The sequence below is a fragment of the Geojedonia litorea genome (genome assembly GCF_042654525.1).
GTDB lineage: Bacteria > Bacteroidota > Bacteroidia > Flavobacteriales > Flavobacteriaceae > Geojedonia > Geojedonia litorea.
In genome coordinates, this window is the sequence record NZ_JBHSGP010000014.1 from 109,690 (window position 1) to 133,073 (window position 23,384).

The 23,384-nt window shown below is 35.0% G+C and carries 20 protein-coding genes and 1 riboswitch; of the genes, 5 read left to right on the forward strand and 15 right to left on the reverse strand.

Annotated features, from left to right (window positions below; all coding sequences use genetic code 11):
* Positions 1–35: 35 nt before the first annotated feature.
* A riboswitch (SAM riboswitch) is annotated at positions 36–158 on the reverse strand.
* Positions 159–275: 117 nt separating this feature from the next.
* A complete protein-coding gene (locus ACFO5O_RS08585; protein ID WP_387965097.1) occupies positions 276–1,820 on the reverse strand; it encodes a hypothetical protein in 1,545 nt (514 codons plus the stop codon).
* A gap of 147 nt (positions 1,821–1,967) precedes the next feature.
* Here ACFO5O_RS08585 and ACFO5O_RS08590 point away from each other — a divergent pair, with 147 nt between their 5' ends.
* Positions 1,968–3,143 carry a 2-isopropylmalate synthase gene (locus ACFO5O_RS08590; protein WP_387965099.1) on the forward strand — a complete coding sequence of 392 codons (1,176 nt, stop codon included), beginning with the start codon at positions 1,968–1,970 and terminating at the stop codon, positions 3,141–3,143.
* 74 nt (positions 3,144–3,217) lie between these two features.
* Positions 3,218–4,336: a 3-isopropylmalate dehydrogenase gene (gene leuB, locus ACFO5O_RS08595; RefSeq protein WP_387962833.1), complete on the forward strand. Its 1,119-nt coding sequence runs from the start codon at positions 3,218–3,220 to the stop codon at positions 4,334–4,336.
* Between the two features lie 58 nt (positions 4,337–4,394).
* Here the strand turns inward: leuB and ACFO5O_RS08600 are convergent, their stop codons facing one another.
* From ACFO5O_RS08600 to ACFO5O_RS08610, 3 genes are read right to left on the reverse strand one after another with little or no spacing between them, the layout of a single operon-like run.
* Positions 4,395–6,647: a tetratricopeptide repeat-containing hybrid sensor histidine kinase/response regulator gene (locus ACFO5O_RS08600; protein WP_387962835.1), complete on the reverse strand. Its 2,253-nt coding sequence runs from the start codon at positions 6,645–6,647 to the stop codon at positions 4,395–4,397.
* Positions 6,644–7,396 carry a LytR/AlgR family response regulator transcription factor gene (locus tag ACFO5O_RS08605; protein ID WP_387962837.1) on the reverse strand — a complete coding sequence of 251 codons (753 nt, stop codon included), beginning with the start codon at positions 7,394–7,396 and terminating at the stop codon, positions 6,644–6,646. Before ACFO5O_RS08605 ends, ACFO5O_RS08600 begins: the two co-directional genes overlap by 4 nt.
* A gap of 20 nt (positions 7,397–7,416) precedes the next feature.
* Positions 7,417–7,776 (reverse strand): hypothetical protein, encoded by a 360-nt coding sequence (locus ACFO5O_RS08610; protein ID WP_387962839.1) that lies wholly within the window; start codon positions 7,774–7,776, stop codon positions 7,417–7,419.
* Positions 7,777–8,018: 242 nt separating this feature from the next.
* On the opposite strand from ACFO5O_RS08610, the gene ACFO5O_RS08615 reads away from it, so the two are divergent.
* The 3 genes from ACFO5O_RS08615 (at position 8,019) to ppgK (ending at position 11,339) form a co-directional block, all read left to right on the forward strand.
* On the forward strand, positions 8,019–8,714 hold the full coding sequence (locus ACFO5O_RS08615) for a hypothetical protein (RefSeq protein WP_387962841.1): 696 nt from the start codon (positions 8,019–8,021) through the stop codon (positions 8,712–8,714).
* 317 nt (positions 8,715–9,031) lie between these two features.
* Positions 9,032–10,411: a WD40/YVTN/BNR-like repeat-containing protein gene (locus ACFO5O_RS08620; protein ID WP_387962843.1), complete on the forward strand. Its 1,380-nt coding sequence runs from the start codon at positions 9,032–9,034 to the stop codon at positions 10,409–10,411.
* A 190-nt stretch (positions 10,412–10,601) separates the two neighbouring features.
* A complete protein-coding gene (gene ppgK, locus ACFO5O_RS08625; protein ID WP_387962845.1) occupies positions 10,602–11,339 on the forward strand; it encodes a polyphosphate--glucose phosphotransferase in 738 nt (245 codons plus the stop codon).
* 6 nt (positions 11,340–11,345) lie between these two features.
* Here ppgK and ACFO5O_RS08630 read toward each other — a convergent pair whose 3' ends face one another.
* The 11 genes from ACFO5O_RS08630 to ACFO5O_RS08680 all read right to left on the reverse strand — a co-directional run bounded on the left by ACFO5O_RS08630 (position 11,346) and on the right by ACFO5O_RS08680 (position 23,370).
* Complete coding sequence (locus ACFO5O_RS08630) at positions 11,346–13,112, reverse strand: hypothetical protein (protein WP_387962847.1); 1,767 nt, start codon at positions 13,110–13,112, stop codon at positions 11,346–11,348.
* Between the two features lie 129 nt (positions 13,113–13,241).
* Entirely contained in the window at positions 13,242–14,516 is a 1,275-nt protein-coding gene (argH, locus tag ACFO5O_RS08635) for an argininosuccinate lyase (RefSeq protein WP_387962849.1), read from the reverse strand.
* Positions 14,517–14,550: 34 nt separating this feature from the next.
* Positions 14,551–15,615 carry a M20 family metallo-hydrolase gene (locus ACFO5O_RS08640; protein ID WP_387962851.1) on the reverse strand — a complete coding sequence of 355 codons (1,065 nt, stop codon included), beginning with the start codon at positions 15,613–15,615 and terminating at the stop codon, positions 14,551–14,553.
* Positions 15,612–16,388 carry an acetylglutamate kinase gene (argB, locus tag ACFO5O_RS08645; RefSeq protein ID WP_387962853.1) on the reverse strand — a complete coding sequence of 259 codons (777 nt, stop codon included), beginning with the start codon at positions 16,386–16,388 and terminating at the stop codon, positions 15,612–15,614. The genes ACFO5O_RS08640 and argB overlap by 4 nt, the downstream gene beginning before the upstream one ends.
* Before the next feature lie 43 nt (positions 16,389–16,431).
* Positions 16,432–17,367, reverse strand: a complete 936-nt coding sequence (locus tag ACFO5O_RS08650; RefSeq protein ID WP_387962855.1) for an N-acetylornithine carbamoyltransferase — start codon at positions 17,365–17,367, stop codon at positions 16,432–16,434.
* Positions 17,368–17,371: 4 nt separating this feature from the next.
* Positions 17,372–18,496, reverse strand: a complete 1,125-nt coding sequence (locus ACFO5O_RS08655) for an aspartate aminotransferase family protein (protein WP_387962857.1) — start codon at positions 18,494–18,496, stop codon at positions 17,372–17,374.
* Complete coding sequence (gene proC / locus ACFO5O_RS08660; RefSeq protein ID WP_387962859.1) at positions 18,493–19,293, reverse strand: pyrroline-5-carboxylate reductase; 801 nt, start codon at positions 19,291–19,293, stop codon at positions 18,493–18,495. The genes ACFO5O_RS08655 and proC overlap by 4 nt, the downstream gene beginning before the upstream one ends.
* 12 nt (positions 19,294–19,305) lie before the next feature.
* On the reverse strand, positions 19,306–20,283 hold the full coding sequence (argC, locus tag ACFO5O_RS08665) for an N-acetyl-gamma-glutamyl-phosphate reductase (protein WP_387962861.1): 978 nt from the start codon (positions 20,281–20,283) through the stop codon (positions 19,306–19,308).
* Positions 20,280–21,473 carry an argininosuccinate synthase gene (locus ACFO5O_RS08670; protein WP_387962863.1) on the reverse strand — a complete coding sequence of 398 codons (1,194 nt, stop codon included), beginning with the start codon at positions 21,471–21,473 and terminating at the stop codon, positions 20,280–20,282. The genes argC and ACFO5O_RS08670 overlap by 4 nt, the downstream gene beginning before the upstream one ends.
* On the reverse strand, positions 21,470–22,087 hold the full coding sequence (locus ACFO5O_RS08675) for a GNAT family N-acetyltransferase (protein ID WP_387962865.1): 618 nt from the start codon (positions 22,085–22,087) through the stop codon (positions 21,470–21,472). Before ACFO5O_RS08675 ends, ACFO5O_RS08670 begins: the two co-directional genes overlap by 4 nt.
* Positions 22,088–22,626: 539 nt before the next feature.
* Entirely contained in the window at positions 22,627–23,370 is a 744-nt protein-coding gene (locus tag ACFO5O_RS08680) for a 3-keto-disaccharide hydrolase (protein WP_387962867.1), read from the reverse strand.
* Positions 23,371–23,384: the final 14 nt, after the last annotated feature.

Here is a 23,384-nt window from a genome sequence, read left to right on the forward strand (position 1 = left end):
AAAAAGAAATTGGAATTACCTCTAGGTAATATCTTGTGTTATCTATCCATAAGATCCTGAACTTTATTCTGGACTGGGTAGAATTTAGCACCTTCTTTATAAATAAAGGGTTGCTAAGGCTTCAACGGGTCTAATCCCTCCACCTTTCTTGATAACATTTTCAATAAGTAATTGAACTTTGTGAGCGCAAATATTGCGTTAGAAAAGTTTAAAATCCAAATTTTTTTGATCTTTTTTATTCAGAATTAGTAATTATTGCGAAAACAACAAGTTCATCATGCCTTTTTTAATAGATATTTATTTCTGATGATTTCACCCACAGGTTTATTTTCAATTTTACTCTCTAACCATGAAATAATGTCTAAATACAAAAAGGCTCTTCGTTCGTAGGGGTGATCTTCAAATACCTTTAATTTTTCCAATAGAGTTTTAAAAGCGTTTTTGAGTTCATGAGGATAAATATCCTGAAGACCTTTGATAAATGCAATCATTTCTTTTTGTACTTCATGAAGGTCATTCATTTTTATCAAGAATTTGTAAGTGCTTTTTAACAATGACTCTAAATGATAGTCCATACCAGCTTCGTAGTGTGATACCAGATTCAATACTCTTGAAAAACACAGGAGATCTTCACGCATGGATAGACTTTTATTCGAAATAATTTTATCTAGATAAACGATACATTCTCTATTATTTCCAGCGCCAAAATGAAGACAAGCGAACTTGTAATAAAATGTCATAATATGATGCTCATCTATCCTATTTTTAAAATCTTGAAGCTCATTTTCTATTTTTGGAATCAAATTTAGCCCTTCCTTAAAGCTACCATCTATAAAATGCAGATTTAAACTATTTAAACTTTTATACAGGAAGGCTAAAGATTCAACATTTTCATCTTTTGGAAATAACGATGAAGCAACCATGGTATCCATCTTAGTTAAGGCAACCTCAAACTTTTCTTTATCATTGAGAAGAAACAAGGTCTCTAACAAATAATTGTTTCCCTTGAGAAAAAACACTGGATTAAGCTGAATCATTTCAGGATGCTCATAAAATAAATCCACCCATTTAGTGGCATATTTATAGCAATTCAAGAAATCTTGCATTAAAAAACTGTACCACAAATGCGCCTTATACAACCACAGTTTTTCTCTAAATCCAAGTTCTTTAATGGTATAATTTGGAAGTCGTTTATTAAAATAGTTAGTAATTATATTGGCTTCTTCTTCATTTTTAGCGTAACCCGTTTTAAGAAAAATACCATACAACTGAAGCGATAAATTAGAAAGCTTGCTCGTAATAACATTTAGTCTACTCAACTCCTTTGCCTGTATGGATAATTCATCGGCACGATTACTTATACTTCGTGTTATATATTGTGATTCTATAACCTTTTCTAATTCAACAATTTCGTAGGCCAAATTTTTTTCTTCGTGATCAATGGCCGTTTCTTTTGCCTTATCTAAAATTTTCAAACTTTGCTTATACAAACCCTTATGGTAAAGAATTGAGGCAAAATCCAATTGTTCCCTAATTTGTGAACGGATATTTTGATGCGAAGGATTTAGTTTTAAGCTGATTAGGATTTGCTTGTATAAGTGTGCCTTGACATTGGCTAGTTGTTGTTTTTTTACGATTCCACTCTTAATAATGGCTGTTTCATCGTACACATTTGACTTATCCAAAAGATTAAATAAATTCAAAAATTTTGAATCAGCATTAACCCCTAATCTACCCACATAAAGCTTGAATTGTCGCTTTTCAGATTTTGTTAGTGATTTTACTAGCAAAAATAAACTGTCTTTTTGATCTTTAGTTATCAATGAAAAATACGTTTATAATATTGATTAACAGATGTTTAAATGATTTTTTTTTGTTTGAACATCGTAAGATGAACCAAACAAAGTTACGCTAATCTAAAACCAAAATATAACTTAGTAAATTAATTGAAAAAAAAAGTTTTAGAAATGTCCAATTCCAATATACAAATTTTTGACACGACACTTAGAGACGGTGAGCAAGTACCAGGTTGCAAACTTAATACAGAACAGAAAGTAGTCATTGCCAAACAACTCGAAAATTTAGGTGTTGATGTTATAGAAGCAGGGTTTCCTGTGTCTAGCCCAGGTGATTTTAAATCGGTTGAAGAAATTTCAAAGATTATAAAAAACGCCACGGTATGTGGATTGACCCGTTCAGTAAAAAATGATATTAAAGTGGCTGCAGAAGCATTAAAATATGCAAAACGACCACGTATTCATACAGGAATTGGAACTTCCGATTCACATATTCAGTTTAAGTTCAAATCTAATAGAGAAGACATTTTGCAACGTGCTTATGACGCTGTTAAATATGCTAAATCCTTTGTTGAAGATGTAGAATTTTATGCAGAAGATGCTGGACGTACAGACAACGACTATCTAGCTCGCGTTTGTGAAGTAGCCATTAAAGCCGGTGCTACTGTACTTAATATTCCAGACACAACTGGATATTGTTTGCCAAGTGAGTATGGCGCTAAAATGAAATACCTAATGGAAAATGTAAAAGGTATTGAAAAAGCGATATTATCTTGTCATTGTCATAATGATTTAGGTTTGGCAACTGCTAATTCTATAGAAGGCGTAATCAACGGTGCTCGTCAAATTGAGTGTACAATTAATGGTATAGGAGAACGTGCTGGAAACACAGCCCTTGAAGAAGTGGTGATGATTTTAAAACAGCATCCTTATCTAAATTTAGACACCAATATCAACACCCAATATTTGTATGGGATAAGCCAATTAGTTTCTGATAGCATGGCCATTTACACCCAACCTAATAAAGCTATTGTAGGAGCAAATGCATTTGCTCATAGTTCTGGTATTCATCAAGATGGAGTCATCAAAAACCGCGAAACCTATGAGATTATTGACCCTAAAGATGTAGGCGTTACGGAGTCGGCTATTGTATTAACGGCAAGAAGTGGTCGTGCCGCATTAGCTTATAGAGCTAAAAACATAGGCTATGAATTGACCAAATTACAATTAGATGACATTTACGCCAATTTCTTAAATTTTGCTGATCAGAAAAAAGAAATTGATGATACCGATATTCATCACATCATTGAAACGAGTAAAGTCTATAAAGAAATTATTTCCGCTTAAAACGATAATTGTGTTTTACACGGAATTTAAAATATAAAGAAAAATTAAACCCCAAAAGGAAAACTAAGATAACTATGAAATTGAACATTGCTGTATTACCAGGTGATGGTATTGGTCCAGAAGTCACAGCACAGGCAAAAAAGGTGCTCAAGGCTATTGCTATGGAGTTCGATCATAAGTTCATATTCAAGGAAGCACTAGCTGGTGCTATTGCTATTGATAAAAGTGGAAACCCATTACCCGATGAAACCCTCAAGCTCTGCAAAAATACCGACGCTGTATTATTTGGTGCCATTGGTGACCCAAAGTTTGATAATGACCCATCAGCTAAAGTTCGTCCAGAGCAAGGTTTATTGAAGTTGCGGAAAGAACTTGGTTTATTTGCTAACATCAGACCTGTAAAAGCCTATGAAACCTTATTGAGTAAATCTCCTTTGAAAAAAAGTATCATTGAAGGTACTGATATTAGTATTTATAGAGAACTTACAGGTGGTATTTATTTTGGAGAAAAACGTACAAGTGAAGATGGAAATACCTCGTCTGATCTTTGTGAATACTCTCGTTTTGAAATAGAGCGTATTGCACATTTAGCGTTTAAAGCTGCTCAATCCCGTAAAGGTAAAGTAACTCTAGTTGATAAAGCTAATGTTCTAGAGAGTTCAAGGCTCTGGCGAAAAGTAGTCACAGAAATAGCTTTAGAGTATCCAGATGTGTCTTTAGATTTCTTGTTTGTTGATAATGCCGCCATGCAAATGATATTAAACCCAAAACAGTTTGATGTTATTTTAACCGAAAACATGTTTGGTGATATTATAAGCGACGAAGCCAGTGTAATTGGAGGTTCGATAGGTCTATTGGCCTCGGCTTCTGTTGGTGACAAATATGCGCTTTTTGAGCCTATACACGGTTCTTACCCACAAGCTACTGGTAAAGGTATTGCCAATCCAATTGCTTCCATTTTATCGGCAGCAATGTTACTTGAACATTTTCAATTATTTGAAGAAGCTAATCTCATTAAACAAGGTGTGGACAAATCATTGAAATTACATATTACAACCCCAGATTTAAATTCAAAATATAGTCATATCACCACTACAAAAGTGGGCGATTTTATAGAAGATTTTATTAGTAATCCTAAAGACACTAATCTTAATTTCAAGAATATTCATTTGGGTCAGTCAACCATTATCTAACACTATTAGAAAAACAAAATCGTTTTTAGGAATAAAAAGCACCCCTTGGGTGCTTTTTTTATGTCTTTAACACATTGTGTAATGTAGAAATAAGTACTTCAAGTTTATAAGGCTTTGGGATGTAAGCATCCATACCTGCAACATAGCATTTGTCTATCTGCTCCTTTAATAAACTCGCCGTCATTGCTATTATTGGTGTGGGCTTTTGAGATAGATTTTGGGCCTCCAATCGCCTTATCTCTCTAGTTGCTTCATATCCATTTCGTTCTGGCATTTGTACATCCATCAAAACAAGGTCATAGTTATTGCTTTTAAATGCATCAATTGCTTGGTTTCCATCATACACAATAGTAAGCTCAACATTGGGTATGTACCAGTTTAAATCGTCTTTTACTACCATAACATTGAACTCATTATCTTCGGCTATAAGTATTTTAAGGCCTTCCAGTTCATTACCTAATTGCTTCAATTTAGATTCAGAAAATGCCGTTTTTACATCCTGCTCTTGACTGCCAATTGTTAAGGGTAATTCAACATAAAATCTGCTTCCTTGTCCAACCTTACTTTCAACCCAAATAGTTCCATTTTGCATTTCAATAAGTTGTTTAGAAATGGCAAGCCCTAATCCCGTTCCTCCCATTTTCCCTTTAACAACCTTGTTACCTTGTTTAAACGATTCAAAAATAATTTCGATTTCTTCTTGTGCTATACCTATTCCCGTATCCTCTACAACAATTCTCATTTTATCCTCATATTGTGACAAACTAATGTTTACGCTGCCATTCTCTGTAAACTTAATGGCATTACTTACTAAATTTATTAAAACTTGATTAAAGCGATTTGGATCGCCTATAATTGTTATTGGAAAATTATCTGATATTTTGACAGCCAGTTTAAGACCTTTTTCATCGGCCTTATACTTAAAAATATTTTCAACATTCTGAATAATCTCAATGGCATTCATTTCAACATTTTGGATGTCTAAACTTCCAGATTCAATTTTAGACATATCGAGAGCATCATTGAGTAAAACCAAGAGATTGTCGGCACTTACTTTCATGGCATTTAAGTATTTAACCTGGTGTTGTGGATGGGTTTGGCGTCTCAAGTTATTGAGCATGCCTGAAATTGCATGCATCGGGGTTCGAATTTCATGGCTCATGTTGGCCAAAAATTGCTCCTTATGACGTTCTGATTCCTCGGCACGCTGTTTTTCACGTTCAATGATTTTGTTTTGTTTGCGAATTAACTTTAATCGATTGAACACATAAATAATCAAAACACCAAGCAATAATAGCCCACATGAAACTATCCAAAGTATCGTCCGTTGATTTGCAATTTTCTGTTCTGAAAGTAAATTTTGATATTCAGACTCTGTTTTTATCAAGTCTGTTACGAACTCACCAACCTCATTGGCTGTTTTAAAACCTCTTTTGTAATCATTGGCCTGAAATTCATATAATTTTTCATAATGATGAAGTGCGCTTTTATAATCATCCAAACGCGTATAAGTATTTTTTAAGGTGTAATGGGCCCGTACCTGCTCCACCAAAATATCATAATAGTTTGCCACTTCCAGCCCCTTTTTTGAATAATAAATAGCAGAATCCAATTTTATATTTAATCGGTTGAAACATTCGGCACGAATGATGTAGTTATACGCGCTGAATGCTGGATATATTCTGTCTGATAACGATTTAAAATTATAATGAAGTGCCTTTTCCCATTGCTCCGTAATTAGATGTATAACCATAAAGCCCATATAAAGTCGAACTGTAACCTCATGATCGTCAAAGTCCAAAACAACTCCCTCTAAATCATTTAAGATGTCCAAGCCCTTTTGGAAGTCCAAATAGCCCTGCATTTTACCCATTTCTATACTTGAAAGTAAATAAATTTTTTCTTGATTGGTTTCTTTAGCTTTAGAAATACTTTTCGATAAATAATTAATGGCTTGGTCAATTTTTTGCTGATCATATTTTAAATAAGCCATAAATTTATATAAGTACGGTTCTGCCCTGATGGCAGCTTCCAAATGAGCATTTTTTTTGACCAGTCCTTCCAATTTAAGAACATCGATGTTTGTTTCTGTATTGGAACCAAAAGTCTTTATGCTATAATCGATTAGGTCAACATATCTTAAAATTTCTTCGTTTATGTCACCTTGCTTTCGTGAACGCTCTAAATCAGTATGTAATTTGTGTAGAATTGAATCCCTTTCAATGACTCCAGGGCTTTTAACGACAGTCTCCTCTTGTGAATACGTCTCCAAACCTATAAGAATACACCATATGACAAATAACCATCTCATAATGCTTTTTGAGATTCCATCCATTCGTCAAACAGTACTTTTTTACGTCTTGAAACAGGTATAACAGCCTCATTGGACAGTAAAACTTTACTATTATGCCTTGTAATGTGTTCTTTATTAACCAAAAACGATTTATGGCATCTAAAGAATCCTTTTTCATCTAGCAACTCCTCCAAATCTCCCAAGGTTTTTGAAATGGTTTCTGTTTTACCTTTAGACATAACAATCATGCTATAATTTCTATCGCCTTTAATGCAAATGATCTCTTTTAATGGTAAACTTAAAACCCCTTGTTGTGTTTTTAAAGTCAACACTTGATTACTAACATTATTATACTTAAAATTATTAAGGGCGTGACTCATATGTTGAATAGAATGCTTACCGTTATTCCTAAACTTTTTATAACGTTTAACCGCATTTTGAAGCTCTCCTAAATCAAATGGTTTAAGCAAATAATCCAAGGCATTAAAGCGTATAGCTTTTATCGCGTAATGGTTATATGAGGTTATAAAAATTGTTTGAAAATTAATGGTTTCGAGTTTAGAAAGCATTTCAAAACCGGTCATGTCACTCATCTCGACATCTAAAAACACCAATTCGGGACTGTGTTTTTGAATGAGTTCTATACCTTTCTCACCCGAGTTGGCAACTCCTAATACTTTAAGTTCAGGAAAATGATGTTCAATTTTATCGCGAAGTAAATCCTGAATAAATGAATCATCATCAATTATTAAACACGAAATTGTCAAAGTTTGTTGCCTAAAATTCATCAAAATTGATTGATTTGGTTAGAAACTTCCTTTATTGCACCCTCTAATTTAACAATAATATCTTCAACTATGGCCTCTAATTCAACTAATGGTAGCGTATCATACTCAAATTCCATGCGCCGAATTGGGGTTGTAATATTCGGGACGCCAAAGAATTGAAGCTGAGGACTCATTTTATGTAAGATTTGCCGAATCTCCTTTCTATCTTGAATTAACAAAGCCTTTTTTAAATAATACAAACGCTCAGGAATTAGAGCATTAAATTGTTTTAAATATTTTAAAACTTGCTGCTGATCTCCTCTCGATATGGCCTCAACATTTTGAAGATTGATAAATGTATATTCTTTGTGAGCCGGCATTGCTAAACAATTAATTGTATCAATATTACTATAAAGATACATGAAAACAAACGATGTGTCTAAAAACTAATCTAACGGTTTAGCCATTGGTGGTTTCACCGTTTGATCAGCCATTAGAAAGATAAGGATACATTAGATAAATGCTTCTAGCACAGCATGATAATCTTTATTAGTATTGATGTAATTCTCTCCCCTAGAATTAATTGAATTGAAAATAATCTATTAATCTAAATTTTAAAATTATGAAAAAACAAATTTTAATTATGACGCTTTTCGTTTTTATTGGTTTTGCATGTAGTAATGACGAATCGGTTGTTACGGAGGAAATTAATTTAAACCATGACATCGAACTTGCTGCGCAAGAAATCATTGAAAGTAAGACTTTCAAAACAAGACTAAACCAAGCTAGGTCAACAGCCAACAATGAGAGAACTAGCTCTAATAATGGCAATGGAATTTATATTGTTAAAAAAGGGGTGTTTTCCTTTTTTCCATTTTTCTACGATACAGGATTTATAGTATTTGGTGTTCTTTTTGAGGAATCTCATATAAAAATATTTCCAAATGGAACTGCAGAATATTCACTAGACGTTGAAGATCCTTGGGCGCTGTGGATAGATGATAATGTAGGAGAATTTGACAACTCCTGTCTTAGACCAACCGGAAGTAAATTTACAGTGAAGTACAGAGGACAGGTGGAAATTGTTGAACAACCTTGGGGTACAGAATACCATATTAAACCTCCGTTTGAATCAGTAATTAATATTAAAGCTAGAAACTTTAGACTTAACGATGCCGACACCTATGATCCAGTAAATGATATCAGTTATTGTAGAGAAGATGGCGTTACTGAAAAAACTATAAACATGACCTATATAGGTAAAGTTAATAATGAAAACGACGATTCTTCTAACCTTTTAAATATAACGGTGAACTAAATCAAAATTGATTGTTATATAATCACAAATTCATTTTAATGATTTCTATAAAAAGCACATTCTAAATATGTGCTTTTTTTTATGCCTTCAATTGAGGTACAACTGTAAATAGACCGAACTAATTTCATATTCATCTCATTCTTAAACCACCAATCATTTGGTTTATTAAATGGTTATTAACCATTAGATCAACCGATTAAAAAATAAATCTTCATTGGATAAAAAGCCTTTGCGTATTTAATTATGATGGCCAATCTTGTAGTTAAATCTATCAAAATTCAATTTTAAATAGGCTATTAATCATAAATATATAAGTCATGAAAACAATACGAATTTCAACTTCATTCTTTAAAAGAATTGCGCATTTAGAGTTAAAGTATTTAACTATTCTAGTATTAGTATTAGCTTCTTGTTCCAGCAATAATGACACGGAGGACACACCTGCACCAGACACTTCAAACGACCCTCCTAGCATTACTGTGACTATTGTGTCAAATGCTACGCTATTAAGTCAGACTGGAATTGATTATTTCATCGAAGTACCAAGAGATTTAGATCTCTCCTTGAGATTAAGTGTAAGTATTCCTGGCGGATTTGCTTCAGGAACGAGAAACGGTGAACCAATTGGAAATTCAACGAGTACCGATTTAAATACAGGAAAAAAAAGTGGCATTATAGATGTAACCTATATCTATTTATCTGGAGGACTTGATCCTGAGGAATTTATTATAACTGACCAAAATGGTAAGGTGGTAAAAGTGAATATTCACATTAAGCTACCTCTTGGCTTTAATCCAAATGATGCTTTGGCTGGTTCATGGGCTACTACAGCCTACAAAGCGAACGAATCTCACACCTCCATTAATCAAATTTTTGGCACCCAAGCAGGCAGCTTATTAGTAGTAAATGATAACGACATTTACAGGTCAACCAATGGTGGATCAACTTGGTCACAAACAGCCATAAGCCAGTCAGCATGGCTAGGTACAATGGCCCAGCACAATGACGGATCACTTTATGTCACGGCTATTGAACCTGGCAATATTTTTAAATCCTTGGATGATGGACAAAGTTGGACATTGCTTAGCACAAATCTGCCTGCATTGAGTGGTATTCGAGACATTAAAATTACAGCAAACGGAGTTTTTTATATTTCAGCTTGGCTAAACATTCAAAATTCTACTGTGAATGGAATTTATAAAAGCGAAAATGGTACAGACTGGGCTTATGTAAAAGATTTGGAAGGAATAGAAGGCTTATTTCTAGATGGTAATACTAACGTTTATGCGTACACAAAATACCCCGGACGTTTAATAAAATCAACAGATTCTGGTAGTACGTGGGATACGGTAAATACGCCTTCGTCAGAATTTGTAACCAGTTTTGCCATTGCCAATAACAATTGGTATTTAGGAACAGGCAATAATTTTTATCGATCAACAGATCAAGGAGCAACATGGCAGGTTTATAATACAAGTTTGCCTTATAATAAATACATCACTTCTATTTCTGTATCTTCCACAAATGAGATATACATTAATCCAACTAATTATGGCATTTTTAAGCTTGATCAAAATGACACATGGAGAAGTATAGGTACTGATCTTGGTACGATTTATATTCAATCCATGACCTTTGTGAATAATCAGTTTTTCGCAGCAGGATTTTATACGGCAAAAGTTTATAAGCTCCAGTAAGAATAAATTAAAAACCAATTAACCAACCAAATTAGTTCTTAAAAACACCTCGACAACTTTGTTGAGGTGTTTTAGTTTTAGGGATAATTCAGTTTCTAAAATCAGGAGAAAAATACTCATTCATTTTATTAACCTAACAATTTCATACAATTTGGTTATTTTTGAAACTTAACATGTTGATTTTAATTTAATGGAAGTATTAGGCATAGATATAGGTGGCTCTGGGATGAAAGGTGGATTAGTGGACTCGATAACAGGCAAACTCGTCTCCGAACGCTTTAGAATTCCAACACCCTCATCTCGAAACCCTGAAGATATGGCTCAAGTATTTAAGGAGATCGTTGATCATTTTAACTATCAAGGTCCTGTGGGTTGTGGTTTCCCTACATTAATTAAACAAGGGGTTTGCAAAACCATTGGGAACTTACATAAGGATTGGCAACATGTCAATGTTAAAGAACTATTTTCACAGGCCTGTGGTTTACCCGTTACTGTAATAAACGACGCCGACGCCGCCGCATACGCTGTAATGAATTATGGTATTGGAAAAGGTAAATCGGGGTTGGTACTTATTATTACTATTGGAACAGGTTTAGGTAGCGGTGCCTTTTTCAATGGCGAACTCATTCCAAATTTCGAATTGGGTCAAATTCCATATAAAAAATATAAAAAAATTGAAGATTGGGCTGCCAATTCTGCCATGAAACGAAATAATTTAAGTTTCAAAAAATGGGGAAAACGCTTTAATACTTTTTTAGAATTAGTTGAATTACTTGTCTGCCCTGATTTGATTATTTTGGGAGGTGGAACTTCAGATGATTTTAATCAATTTAAAAAACGCATAACTATTGAAACTCCTGTAATTCCTGCACACATGGGAAATACTGCTGGCATAGTTGGCGCCGCTTGTGCCGCACTACAATCATAATGACAACTAATCCATATGAAACCCGTGATCTTTTGGCAGGCCTAGTTTATTGATAAATTTATTCCAACGTGGGTCGCCCCAAAGGTTTACCATTTCGGGATAATTGAGGATTTCCAAAGTAGAGCCATCCCTGTTCTCATAAGCAAGATCCAACCATTTAAAAGCATTGTCCCTTTCTCCTCTAAAAGCAAACACCGAAGCAATATTGGGCCATGCCACATCGCCCCAATCTGCTATTAACTTCTTTAATTGTGCATCGGCTTCGTTTTGATCACCTATGGCATACATCACCTTGCATTTTGAGTACAACTTAAAAAACATATCAGGTTCCTTTTCCAGTGCTTCAAGGGCCTTGGCGTTCTCACCTTGACCCAAAAAGACCAGCGATAATTGGCTATAAGCAGTTGATGTACTTGGATAATACAATAAAAAGGATTGTATACTTTTTTCGGCATTCTTGTAGTCATTGAGCAAGTAATAATGCAATCCTAAATTAAAATAGTTGAAATAATTGAGCGGGTCTAACTCCAACATCTTTAATTGCAATCTCAAGGCTTCTTTTAGTTTACCTAAATCTGCAGCATTAGCTGCTGCTTCATTAATAACCTCAGGGTTTTCAGGAGCTAAAGACAGTGCATTTGTCATATTGGCAGCAGAGGCTTTAAAATCCCAATTCGTCCTTTCAAAACGGGCCAGATAAGCATAACCTTCTGCATACTTTGAATCCAATAAAAGGGTTTTTTTGGCAGCATACATGCCAGTGGCAATATTTTCTTGCGACATCGGAAGAATAGTAAATCTATAGATTTGATTATAAATTATCCTGCTTAATAACCCCCAGGCAGGTGCATAACTGCTATCTATGGCTATAGATTTGCGAATCAGGATCTCTGCACTTTTTTCGGATTCTTCTGATTGTTGTCTCCTTACCTGTTTGGCTTGTAAATAGAGATTATAGGCCTCTGGATTTACAGGTGTAGAGGCAATAACTCCCAATAAGGTTGCCTTTAACTGTTGTGTTACTTTACCGGCAATCTCGTCCTGGACCTTAAAAATATCGCTCATCTCTCTGTCGTAGGTCTCGCTCCAGATATGGGCACCATCGGCAACATTAATGAGCTGTACCGTAATGCGAAAGGTATTCCCAGATTTACGGATGCTACCTTCCAACACATGAGCCACATGGAGTTCTTGGCCAATTTTCTGAATGTTTTGCTCTTTACCTTTATAGGAAAAAGAAGAGGTACGACTGATGACCTTAAGGTCGGGTATTTTGGCTAATAGATTTAGGATCTCTTCACTAATACCATCACTAAAATATTCTTGGTCTTTCTCTTGGCTCATATCGGCAAAAGCCAATACCGCTATGGATTTATCTACTTTTGCGTTAGTTCCACTTTCTGTTACAGTAGTTGCATTTTTATCGTTAAATAGATTGATTGCCAATAAAATAATGGCAATGCCCAAGGCACCAATAATGATTTTGTTAAGTCGGTTACTGGTTTCAGGAGCTATAGAAGTTTCTGGGGTAACATTGATGGTTTTTTTGATACCATCGGGCGTAATCTCATATACCCAAGAAAAAATGAGCCAGATTGGGAAACAAATCATCAAACCAGCCACAATAAGCTTCATCACATATACTGGAGCTTCAAAGGTTGGCAACAAAATTGAAAATACCTGAATGAATACCCAAGAAAAAACTATGTATGCCAAGGCCGCTTTGATAACGTTACGGCGTTTGAGTTCTTTAACAAAATTATTAAAATCCAAGAGTTTTAAATGGTTGATTCAATGAATCTAAGATACTTATTTATGTGAAACTATTTACAAATTATAAGTGTTTTTATCATACCTCATTTGAGGTCAAAATAATGCCAATTTTTGATTATTGAATTTGTATTATTTAGGAAACTTATTCTTTATTTTGTCTAGTGATAAATTTCCAATGCTTCCAACATGACTGTGCTGTTTAGAAGTGTCAGGTTTATAAGTTCCATCCTGAACCTGCTTCCCAATAATTTGATAAGCTTCCCTAAAACTCATTCCCTGCTCAACCAAAGTATTCATGTTATCAACGGTAAACAAGTATAGATATTTCGGATCATTTAAATCAATGTGTTTTACGTCTACTTGCTTAATGGCATAATTAAAAATGTCGAGCAAGTCTTTTACATCCTCAATTGCCGCAATTATATTTTCTTTTAGAAGTTGATAGTCTCTATGGTAACCGCTTGGCAAATTATTAGTAATCAAAACCATTTCAGTTTGCAGGGCTTGAATTTTGTTGCACTTTCCACGTATAAGTTCAAAAACGTCCGGATTTTTCTTATGTGGCATGATGCTACTTCCTGTAGTTAATTCATCAGGAAAACTAACAAACCCAAAATTCTGGCTCATATATAAGCAAATATCCATGGCAAAACGAGACATGGTATTGCATAAACTACCCAAAGCTGCAGAAATTGTACGTTCACTTTTCCCTCGGCTCATCTGTGCGGCAACCACGTTGTATTTTAAAGTTGAAAAGCCGAGCTCTTTAGTTGTCAATTCTCTGTCAATTGGAAATGAGCTTCCATACCCTGCAGCAGAACCCAGTGGATTTTGATCTGCCGTTTGTAAAGCGGCATTAAGCATATATACATCGTCAATTAACAACTCGGCATAAGCCGAAAACCATAGACCAAATGACGATGGCATCGCCACTTGTAAATGGGTATAACCAGGAAGCAGGCTTTCTTTATGGGATTCGGCCAAATCCAATAATGTTTCAAATAATGTTTTAGTTTTTGAACGAATTTCTTTTAAATTCTCTTTATAAAACAGTTGTAGTGCCACTAAAACCTGATCGTTTCTGGAGCGGGCTGTATGAATCTTTTTACCGACTTCACCCAAGGTTTTGGTCAATTCAAATTCAATTTTGGAGTGCACATCCTCAAATTGGGCTTCAATTGTAAATGTTCCTCTCTCAATTTGTTTTGCTAAAACGTCCAATCCTTTTTCTAGTTGGAATAATTCTTCTTCGGACAAAATGCCAATATGCTTCAACATTTTGGCATGTGCCCTCGAGGCCATGACATCATAAATTGCAATGTGCATATCGATCTCTCGGTCATTACCTACTGTAAACTGCTCTATTTTTTTATCTATTGATATCCCTTTATCCCAGAGTTTCATAATCTTAAGTTTAGTCCCTTAGTTGCTGATTCGTTTAGATGATAACGCGATTCAACAGTTCAATATAAATTCTAATTCCTTCTTCAATTTCGTTTAAATAAATAAATTCATCTGCCGAATGTGATCGTGTGCTATCACCAGGCCCTAATTTTAATGAAGGACAGGTTAATACAGCCTGATCAGATAATGTAGGCGACCCATAAGTAGTGCGTCCAATTGAAATACCAGCTTTTACCAATTCGTGGTCTAGCGGAATAGAGGACGAATTCAATTTTAAACTTCTCGGAACAATACTACTACAAGGTGCTTCATTTTGAAGTATCTCTACAATTTCGGCATTGGTATATTTATCATTCACACGAACATCAACCACCAAATCAACATTTGCCGGAATGGCATTGTGTTGTTTCCCTGCGTTAATTTGAGTAACCGTCATTTTCACATCTCCCAAAACAGGTGAGGTTTTTTCAAATTTGTAATCTTTAAACCATTGCAACACCGAAATGGTATTATAAATGGCATTATCGTCGTTTGGATGTGCGGCATGACTAGGTGTGCCTTTGACCACGGCATCAAAAACCACTAGACCTTTTTCGGCCACGGCTAAATTCATGAGTGTTGGCTCACCTACAATCGCCACGTCCACTTTTGGAATGACCGCTAACATACTGTTTAATCCATTTGGCCCGCTACTCTCTTCTTCTGCCGATGCCACTATTACTAAATTATATTTTAAATTTCTTTCATTATAAAAATAGGTAAAGGTTGCAACTAAGGAGACTAAACATCCTCCTGCATCATTGCTACCCAGACCATATAATTTACCATCTTCAACAATAGCCTTAAATGGATCTTTAGTGTAACCATTATTAGGTTTAACGGTATCATGATGAGAGTTTAGCAACAGGGTAGGTTTAGTTTCATCAAAATGTTTATTAATGGCCCAAACATTGTTATTGGTACGTTTATAGACGATATCATGACGTCTAAACCAATACTCAATATGAGATGCGGTTTGATCTTCTTCAGAAGAGAAAGATTCAGTTTCTATTAACTTCTTTAAAAGCTGAATGGCATCTTTTGTTAATTGCTGTATCATAGGGTTATAGTGGTAAAGTTAGCATTGGTATCAAACAACATTTCCGGTTTGCCTATACAAACCTTTTTTACATTTTTTTGAATAGCATGAAAGCAATTATTGAGTTTTGGTAGCATACCATCTGAAATAATTTTCTTTTCAATTAAATCCTGATAATTTTTTGTATTGATTTGTGAGATTACAGAATTATCATCATTAACATCCTGTAAAACACCGTTCTTTTCAAAACAATAATATAATTCGACCTCAAAGGTTTTTGAAAATCCTATAGCTAATTCTGAAGCGATAGTATCAGCGTTTGTATTGAGCAATTGCCCATTTTCATCGTGCGTTATTGCACAGAAAACAGGTGTTACATTAGCATTTAAAAGAACATTCAGGGTTTCTGTATTGACATGAACAACATCCCCTACAAAACCATAATCAATGGTCTTTACAGGTCGTTTTACTGAAACAATTGAATTGCCATCTGCTCCAGAAAAACCAATGGCATTACAGCCGTTGGCTTGTAATTTAACCACAACATCTTTATTTATTTTTCCAGCGTAGACCATGGTAATAATATCTAAAGTGTCTTGATCGGTTATGCGTCTGCCCTCGGTCATTTTTACTTCAACATTCATTTGTTGTGCGAGTTTTGTCGCTAATTTACCACCACCGTGCACCAAAACTTTAGGTCCTTGCAATGAAGCAAAATCTTTCAAAAATGCATGCAATGCAGCATCATTGTCTATGATGTTACCTCCAATTTTTATGATTTTTAAAGTTTGCATTTTATATCATTGAGATGCTTCGACAAGCTCAGCATGACATTGTTTAAAGGTTATCTAAAATTTTCTTCAATACAATTTGGGCGGCATAGGTTCTGTTATTTGCTTGCTCAATGACAATTGAATTCTCCCCATCCAAAACGGCGTCTTCAACAACCACATTTCGTCTTACAGGTAAACAATGCATGAATTTTGCAGTTCCTAATTTATCCTGAGTCATCATCCAATTTGGATCTTGATTTAAAACCTTACCATAATCCTTATAGTTACTCCAGTTTTTAACATACACAAAATCGGCATCTTTTAATGCCTCCTTTTGATTATAATTGATTGGGGTGTTTTTAGTGATGTTAGGATTTAATTCGTAACCTTCGGGATGGGTGATGCTAAATTCGACATCTAACTTCTGCATCATTTCTACAAATGAATTTGCCACAGCTTGAGGCAAGGCTCTTGGATGTGGCGCCCATGATAACACCACTTTAGGCTTTGCTTTTTCGGTTAACTCAGAAATAGTAATGGCATCGGCCAAAGCTTGTAAGGGATGCGCTGTGGCACTTTCCATATTAACTATTGGCACAGACGCATATTTAATAAAACTGTTTAGCACCTGTTCAGACTCATCTTTTTGTTTATCGCTTAATCCTGGAAATGCCCTCACGGCAATAATATCGGCATATTGCGAAATAACTTGCGCTGCTTCTTTTATATGCTCCGAACTATTAGCATTCATCACAGTTCCATCTTCAAACTCCAGATTCCAAGCATCATTGACATTAAGCACCATAACGTTCATGCCCAAATTTTTTGCTGCCTTTTCGGTACTTAAACGCGTCCGCAAACTGGCATTAAAAAACAACATTGCCAAGGTTTTATTTTTACCCAAAACAGAATGTTCAAATGGATCCATTTTAAGCAAAACAGCATCCTTAATGATTTCTGAAAGGTTTGATATATCTTCTATAACTGTGTATTTTTTCATCTTACTATAATTCCTTTTTTAATGCTTCAAAAAATACATCAATATGTTTTTTCCGAATAGTTAATGGTGGAAGAATTCGTATGAGATTTGGGTTTTTGGCACTTCCAGTGAATATTTTATGATGGTGAATCAATTTTTTTCGCAACTCGGCCACTGGAAAATTAAATTCCAACCCCAGCATTAAACCTCGTCCTTTAATAGATTTTAATTGTGGAAGTGATTTTGCTTTTTCCATAAAATAATCCGAAATATCATTGACGTTTTGCATCAGATTTTCTTCTTCTATGACATCTAGAACGGCCAAACCTGCTGCGCAGGCCAAATGATTCCCTCCAAAGGTTGTCCCTAATAAACCAAACGATGCTTTTATTTCTGGATGAATTAAAATGCCACCAATTGGAAATCCATTACCCATGCCTTTAGCTAGGGAAATAATTTCTGGCTGTATGCCATGCTTTTGAAACGCAAAGAAATCTCCTGTCCTACCGTAACCTGACTGTACTTCATCTGCAATTAAAATAGTATTGTTGGCCTTGCAAAGCTTGTCCAATCCTTGATAAAATTCAGTACTACTTTGATCTAAACCTCCAACCCCTTGAATACATTCTATAATCACTGCACAGGTTTGGTTTTGTTTTAAAATTGTTTCAACAGTTCTTAAATCCCCTAACTCAACAAAATCTACATCTTGTTGTGCATTTAATGGCGCAACAATTTTAAGATCATCAGTAGCGGCAACTGCAGCCGAAGTTCGTCCATGAAATGAGTTTTTAAATGCCAATATCTTTTTCTTTCCATTATGGAATGAGGCTAATTTTAAAGCATTTTCGTTAGCTTCTGCTCCAGAATTACACAAAAACAATTGGTAATCCTTACAGCCCGAAAGCTTAACCAATTTATCTGCTAAAGATTCTTGCAATGGATTTTGAATGGCATTGCTATAAAATCCTAAGGCAGACACTTGATTAGTAATTGCCGACACATATTTTGGATGTGAGTGCCCAATTGAAATGACGGCATGACCACCATAGAGGTCGAGATATTCAACACCATTATTATCATAGACAGCTAAGTCTTTTGCCTTTACAGGTGTAATATCAAACAAAGGGTAAACATTAAACAAACTCATATCTGTTCCCTTTTAATATTACTAATCTTGTTAAACGAGGCCACCATTCCTTGAATCAAAGAAGAGCTTAGGCCTTTATGTTCCATTTCGTTTAAGCCCTCAATGGTACATCCCATAGGTGTTGTTACACGATCTATTTCCTCCTCTGGATGGTCGCCATTGGTAATCAATAAATTAGCAGCTCCTTCACAAGTGTACATGGCCAATTCTTGTGCTTCCTTTGAATCAAATCCTAGCTGAATTGCCGCTTGTGTTGTAGCACGAATTAAACGCATCCAAAAGGCAACCCCGCTAGCACAAACTACGGTAGCTGCTTGCATTTGACTTTCTGGAATTACCAATGAGTGCCCTAATCTGTTAAAAATAGCTTCCGCAATTTTAATCCGTTTGCTACCTTGCGCATTACTGCATAAGCAGGTCATTGATTTTCCCACCGCAATTGCCGTATTAGGCATTGCGCGAATAATGAATTGTTCAGCACCAATAATGCCTTCAATTTTTGGAATCACAAAACCAGTTACTGTTGAAATTAACACATGTTTGTCATTGAGAAGTGGCTTTATAATTTTCAAAATGCCTTCAAAATGCGCTGGTTGAATTGCAAAAATTATAATGTCTGATTGCCTAACTGCTTCTTCGTTATCACTTGTAATGGTTACATTTTTATAACCGTCAAATTCGGCAATGGCATTTAAATTACGTTTGGTTAAATATAGAGTGGTTATAGCGTTGGTAGTAATCAATCCTTTAGCAATTGATTTCCCCAAATTTCCTGTACCTATAATGGCTATTTTCATAGTTAGTATGTTCTAAAAAAAGTTTGCTTTTAAATTTAGTCCTTCAGTTTCTGCAAAACCAAAAACCAAATTCATGTTTTGAATGGCTTGCCCTGATGCCCCTTTCAACAAATTATCGATAACACTTGTAATCAATAATTTATCGCCGTGTTTCATCAAATGAAGTATGCATTTATTGGTATTCACCACTTGCTTTAAATGAATATCTTCATCCGAAACTACGGTAAATGCAGCTTCCTTATAATAGTCTTTGTAGAGTTTTTTTGCTTGGTCAATTGAACCTTGGTATTTGGTATAAACCGTTGCAAAAATTCCTCTTGAAAAATTACCGCGATTAGGCATAAATATAATTTCTGAACTAAAATTTGGCTGCAACTGCTTGGCAGTTTGATTGATTTCACCCAAATGTTGATGTGTGAAGGCCTTGTAATGCGAAAAGTTATTATCGCGCCAAGTAAAGTGCGTCGTCTCAGAGAGTGACGTCCCTGCCCCTGTGGATCCTGTTACGGCATTAACATGAACATCGTCTCCAATAAGATTAGCATCTGCCAATGGTAAAATGGCTAATTGAATAGCGGTTGCAAAACATCCAGGATTCGCAATATGGCTGGCTTTTTTTATGGCTTCTTTTTGTAATTCTGGAAGTCCATAAACAAAGGATTTACCATTAAACACCTTATCTGCAACCAATCTAAAATCGTTACTTAAATCGATGATTTTTGTGTTTTCTGATAAGTTCGTTTTCTCTAAAAACGCTTTAGAATTTCCATGGCCCAAACACAAAAACAACACATCAACATTTGGATTGATGTCACTTGTAAAATTCAATTCTGTTGAACCCACTAAATCCTGATGAATCTTGCTCACTTTATTTCCTGCATTTGAAGTGCTATAAATGAAGTCTATTTCAGCTTGTGAGTGATTCAATAATAAGCGAATAAGTTCTCCAGCTGTATATCCAGCACCTCCAATAATCCCAACCTTAATCATAATTCTGAATTTACTTGGTGATATATTTTGTTCTGGTTTCCAATGATTTTAATAAATCCTTTAGCCTCATCGGCAGTCCAGCCTTTGTTCATTTCGCCATAGCTACCAAATTTGGCATTCATTAAATCATGTTTTGACTTAATTCCATCAAGCGAAAAATGATAGGGTTTTAAAGTAACAGTAACATCACCTGAAACCTTTTCTTGGCTATCCTGTAAAAAGGCTTCAATGTTTCGCATAACAGGATCTAAATATTGTCCTTCGTGTAAATGCATACCGTAAAAACTAGACAAATACTCCTTGTGCTGCAATTGCCATTTGGTCATGGTATGCTTTTCTAATAAATGATGTGCTTTTAAGGTGATTAAAGCTCCAGGGGCTTCAAAACCAACACGACCTTTGATCCCTACTATGGTATCTCCTACATGTATATCTCGCCCAATGGCATAGGCCGAAGCTAAATTATTAAGCACTTCGATATTGACTTCTGGGTTATTCTCAATTCCATTTACTGCAACTAGTTCGCCTTTTAAAAATGTTAAAGACACTTTTTCTGGGTCACTATGTTTTAACTGTGATGGATAGGCTGAATCTGGTAATGGTTTGTCAGAAGTTAAGGTCTCTTCTCCACCTACACTAGTACCCCAAAGTCCTTTGTTTACCGAATACTTTGCTTTTTCCCAAGACATATCAATGCCATTACTTTTTAAGTAATCTATCTCTTCTTGTCTAGCTAATTTTTTGTCCCTAATAGGTGTAATAATTTCAATTTCTGGTGCTAATGTTTGAAAAATCATATCGAAGCGCACTTGGTCATTACCAGCACCTGTACTTCCATGTGCAATGTATTTTGCATCTATACTTTTGGCATATTCTATAATTTCAATAGCTTGAATTATACGCTCTGCACTAACTGATAAAGGATAGGTATTGTTTTTTAAAACATTTCCAAAAATTAGATATTTCACAACCTTATTGTAAAATGTTGCTACAGCATCAATATTTTTATACGTAGTCACACCCATTTTATAGGCATTAGATTCGATACGTTCTATTTCATCTGATGTAAACCCACCTGTGTTTACGCTTACCGCATGAACTTCATAACCTGCTTTTGATAAGCTAACGGCGCAATAAGAAGTATCTAAACCACCACTATAGGCAATTACTAATTTATTTGATGAACTCATTTTTTTTCCTTTTTTAAAAACATGGTTTCTTTAATATGTTTTAATCGTTGAAACACTTTTGGTTTCACTTGCTTTTTTTCTTTAGACTCTGCTTTGGCTGGGTCATACAACATTCCGGTACACAAACACATTTTACGATCGGTACGCGTTAAAACGTCAAAATTCTTGCAAGTTTGACAGCCATCCCAAAACGACTGGTCGTCAGTCAATTCTGAAAAGGTAACAGGCTTATAACCCAATTCACTGTTCATTTTCATAACAGCAAGACCTGTGGTTATACTAAACACTTTAGCATCTGGGAATTTAGTTCGTGAATGCTCAAAAATTTTGGCTTTTATCTTTTTTGCGAGTCCTTGATCACGATAATCGGGATGCACAATTAGGCCGGAGTTGGCTACAAACTTTCCATGACTCCAAGCTTCAATGTAACAAAAACCTGCAAACTTATCACCATCGAGTGCAATTACGGCGTTACCGTTTTCCATTTTCGTGATGATATATTCTGGCTTTCGTCTGGCAATACCAGTACCTCTAACTTGAGCTGCCGAAGCAATTGTTTCGCAAATAATTTCAGCGTAAATACTATGGGATTTATTAGCAATTACAATTTCCATCTCGTCTTAATTGTTTATCAATTTTTGCATGTAATCTCTCGATTTCATCATATTGATTTAAAATTTAACTATTAAAAATTTGTTGTTTTGAATACAGAACCGGACTCACCTAAAGTTCCAAAATAGAAACACACCCTTACGGGCGACGGGGGAAATTACTGCGTACAAAAACTTTGTTATTAAAGATAATAACTAAATTTTGAAAGACTGGTATTTGTGTTAAAATGTTCAAGGTTGTAAAATAAAAATTACGTAATATCAATAGGCTGAATTTGAAGTAGAAGCACTAGCTACGTCGATTGTTTAAGAACAAACCCGCGGGTCTTTCGACTCTATTTTTATTTTTTTGATTGTACATGATGTAAAACTATAAATTAATTTTATAAAAAAGCTGAATTGATTTTCAATTTTTAGAATTATTATCAAATTATTAGTTTAAGCCTAGATAATTTATAATTATGCATTATTTAGGTCAAAAAACAAAAAATGGACCTATTTCCATAGATCCATTTTTATAAATTTTTAACGCTCTTTAAGAGCTATTTAAGTTCTTTTATTTTTATGTTTCGAAACCATACCTTGTCTCCATGATCTTGCAAACCAATATGGCCAGTATGATGCTTACCAAATCCTTCCCATCCGTTAAACTTAGAATTGGCCACCATGCTGTCCCATGCCTCGCCATGCAGCGGAAACTCAACAATTACGGTGCCATTTAAAGTCACACTTCCCTGATTGGCACTGTGGTCTACTTTTAAAATGCACTCGTTCCACTCTCCAGCTGGTTTACACACATCATATTTTGGCTGTACCATATCATACAAGGCACCTGCTTGATGAAATTTAGGATTTGCTTTGGCGTCAGGATGACGTTCGTTATCTAACACTTGAATTTCAGGACCTGTTTGATACGCCTCTTTAAATTTAGGATCTTCATACACGCTCCAGAAAATTCCACTATTACCTCCTTCAGATATTTTCCATTCCAAAGACAGGATAAAACTGGTATAAGTGTTTTTAGTGATGATATTTTTTCCGCCTTCGGTTCCTGGGGTAAAAGCCATCGTTCCATCTTCAATAGTCCATTCAGGATACATTTCATCGGTTAAGTAGCCTCTCCAATGATCAAAATTAGTACCATCAAAAAGCATAGTCCATTCAGAGGCTGCTGGTGTTTCAATTTCGACTTGCGCTGTAGCAACGTCTTCTGAAGTTTGTTTTTTATCCTGTTTACAGGCCATACTAGTAATTATTAATATGACTAAAAAAAGTTTGGTTTTCATTCTAATTATTTAAA

Excerpts from the sequence above, each read along its gene's own strand:
- argH (WP_387962849.1), bottom strand. The coding sequence starts at position 14,516 with ATGAAACTCTGGGATAAAGGGATATCAATAGATAAAAAAATAGAGCAG.
- leuB (WP_387962833.1), top strand. The coding sequence starts at position 3,218 with ATGAAATTGAACATTGCTGTATTACCAGGTGATGGTATTGGTCCAGAA.
- ACFO5O_RS08655 (WP_387962857.1), bottom strand. The coding sequence starts at position 18,496 with ATGAGTTTGTTTAATGTTTACCCTTTGTTTGATATTACACCTGTAAAG.
- ACFO5O_RS08670 (WP_387962863.1), bottom strand. The coding sequence starts at position 21,473 with ATGAGTTCATCAAATAAATTAGTAATTGCCTATAGTGGTGGTTTAGAT.
- ACFO5O_RS08650 (WP_387962855.1), bottom strand. The coding sequence starts at position 17,367 with ATGAAAAAATACACAGTTATAGAAGATATATCAAACCTTTCAGAAATC.
- ACFO5O_RS08615 (WP_387962841.1), top strand. The coding sequence starts at position 8,019 with ATGAAAAAACAAATTTTAATTATGACGCTTTTCGTTTTTATTGGTTTT.
- ACFO5O_RS08590 (WP_387965099.1), top strand. The coding sequence starts at position 1,968 with ATGTCCAATTCCAATATACAAATTTTTGACACGACACTTAGAGACGGT.
- ACFO5O_RS08675 (WP_387962865.1), bottom strand. The coding sequence starts at position 22,087 with ATGGAAATTGTAATTGCTAATAAATCCCATAGTATTTACGCTGAAATT.
- ACFO5O_RS08640 (WP_387962851.1), bottom strand. The coding sequence starts at position 15,615 with ATGATACAGCAATTAACAAAAGATGCCATTCAGCTTTTAAAGAAGTTA.
- argC (WP_387962861.1), bottom strand. The coding sequence starts at position 20,283 with ATGATTAAGGTTGGGATTATTGGAGGTGCTGGATATACAGCTGGAGAA.
- ACFO5O_RS08600 (WP_387962835.1), bottom strand. The coding sequence starts at position 6,647 with ATGAGATGGTTATTTGTCATATGGTGTATTCTTATAGGTTTGGAGACG.
- proC (WP_387962859.1), bottom strand. The coding sequence starts at position 19,293 with ATGAAAATAGCCATTATAGGTACAGGAAATTTGGGGAAATCAATTGCT.
- ACFO5O_RS08620 (WP_387962843.1), top strand. The coding sequence starts at position 9,032 with ATGAAAACAATACGAATTTCAACTTCATTCTTTAAAAGAATTGCGCAT.
- ACFO5O_RS08610 (WP_387962839.1), bottom strand. The coding sequence starts at position 7,776 with ATGCCGGCTCACAAAGAATATACATTTATCAATCTTCAAAATGTTGAG.
- argB (WP_387962853.1), bottom strand. The coding sequence starts at position 16,388 with ATGCAAACTTTAAAAATCATAAAAATTGGAGGTAACATCATAGACAAT.
- ppgK (WP_387962845.1), top strand. The coding sequence starts at position 10,602 with ATGGAAGTATTAGGCATAGATATAGGTGGCTCTGGGATGAAAGGTGGA.
- ACFO5O_RS08680 (WP_387962867.1), bottom strand. The coding sequence starts at position 23,370 with ATGAAAACCAAACTTTTTTTAGTCATATTAATAATTACTAGTATGGCC.